Genomic DNA, 1,384 nt, shown 5'->3' on the forward strand with positions numbered 1-1,384 from the left:
TCAGCGGCAAACACCACCTGCCGGTTATGCCCTCGCTGCACCACATGATGTGGGTAGTTCGGCAACACAATGCGCCCCATCCTTGGCATAACGACCTCCATCCATTGAGACCTTCAGCTTAGCCGATCAGGTGGAAAATAAATCTGTCCCCTTTTCGTTGACTGCGAATAAAACAACACCGGCGCGGGGCCGGTGTCTTCAACGTGGCATCATTAAACAGCCGGCGCTCCGATCACTCGTAGACCTTCGCAGCGCACAGTATTTTTGCAAAGGTGCTCCAGCTTGGATGGACTACATCACTATCCCCAGTGTTCTTTGCATACATATCCATTGATCTAATCCAAGCCGCCATTGCAAACAGAAAGCGCTCCAAATCAGCGTTTTCCCATTCATCAGGAGCAGTGGTCAGTTCCTCACCCAGCTCTTCGATAAAACTTGCCAGCTCATCTTTTGTTTGTATCGCAACCACTCGATCAAGATTCATAAGCCCTCACTTACAGACGCCACGAACGCAAATAATTGATCCATTATTCGGCGTAGTCATTTTCCAACCTTCTTTGGCAACTTCTGCTGGCGTAGCTGGCACAATCTTGATTGGGACACCGGCTTGTGAAGCGGCAAGCAAACGGCGATTGTCCAAGCTGTAAATCACCCCATCCTTCTCAAACACCCGAATAGGCGGCAAGTCGTCTGGAGATATTTTCCCAGTCTTTAGGCCATCGATTGTGGCTTGGAGCGTTTTACCATCCTTGAATGTGTTTGAAACACTATCCTGCGTAAAACGAATGTCTTTCGGGTTTGCATACCCAGTTAAGTTATCAGGCAACGAAGATGGGAGCTTACTGCCAGCAGTCCCAGTTGCTTTTGGACCACCAAGCCCCCTCTTGTTCGCATCCTGAATCGCTTTAGCGAGCGCTGTCTGATCGTGGTACTTGGCTAACTCAGTCTGGCTGGGCAATCTACCATTTTCAAGATCTGCTAGCTTCTGGGTGAGCACCTTGATATCAGCAAATTCATCTGCAAGCTTTCCCGCTCCAGAAGCCTTATCCGCAAACTTCAGCAAGTCCGCCAGTTTGGCGAGCCTTGCAGCAGGAGACATCAAGTCCCACACATCCGGTTCGATCAGCGAACCCACCATGGCAGCGCCTTCGCCAACCTTCGCAAAAGACGACGCAAACTGTTCACGGTCATTCAGCAGCTGCTTAAGCTCAGCATCGAGCTGAGCATCCGTCGACAACTTGCTTTCCAACCGTGCCAGCTCATCCCGGAGTGCTTTTTCCGTATTCTGGGTAACCACCGGTGTCGCCGGACAGCGACTGGTCCTTGAAGCCACGCACCGAGCTGAGGCCACCGATGCTGATGCGCTGCGGGCTGAACAACACGT

Annotated in this window: 2 protein-coding genes and 2 pseudogenes; all 4 read right to left on the reverse strand. The window is 51.5% G+C overall.

All coding sequences use genetic code 11. The annotated features are described in order from the left end of the window. Nucleotides 1-89, reverse strand: a pseudogene (locus BLR77_RS24835) (transposase); the annotation flags it as partial. A 143-nt stretch (nucleotides 90-232) separates the two neighbouring features. Further along, on the reverse strand, nucleotides 233-484 hold the full coding sequence (locus BLR77_RS24840) for a DUF7660 family protein (RefSeq protein ID WP_074682790.1): 252 nt from the start codon (nucleotides 482-484) through the stop codon (nucleotides 233-235). A 6-nt stretch (nucleotides 485-490) separates the two neighbouring features. After that, on the reverse strand, nucleotides 491-1,249 hold the full coding sequence (locus tag BLR77_RS24910; protein WP_083366126.1) for a hypothetical protein: 759 nt from the start codon (nucleotides 1,247-1,249) through the stop codon (nucleotides 491-493). A 40-nt stretch (nucleotides 1,250-1,289) separates the two neighbouring features. Beyond that, nucleotides 1,290-1,384 (reverse strand): annotated as a pseudogene (locus BLR77_RS25555) (ShlB/FhaC/HecB family hemolysin secretion/activation protein); the annotation flags it as partial.

This window comes from Ectopseudomonas alcaliphila, from assembly GCF_900101755.1.
Lineage (GTDB): Bacteria > Pseudomonadota > Gammaproteobacteria > Pseudomonadales > Pseudomonadaceae > Aquipseudomonas > Aquipseudomonas alcaliphila.

Coding starts and splice junctions, on each gene's coding strand:
- BLR77_RS24840 (WP_074682790.1), bottom strand. CDS start 484: ATGAATCTTGATCGAGTGGTTGCGATACAAACAAAAGATGAGCTGGCA.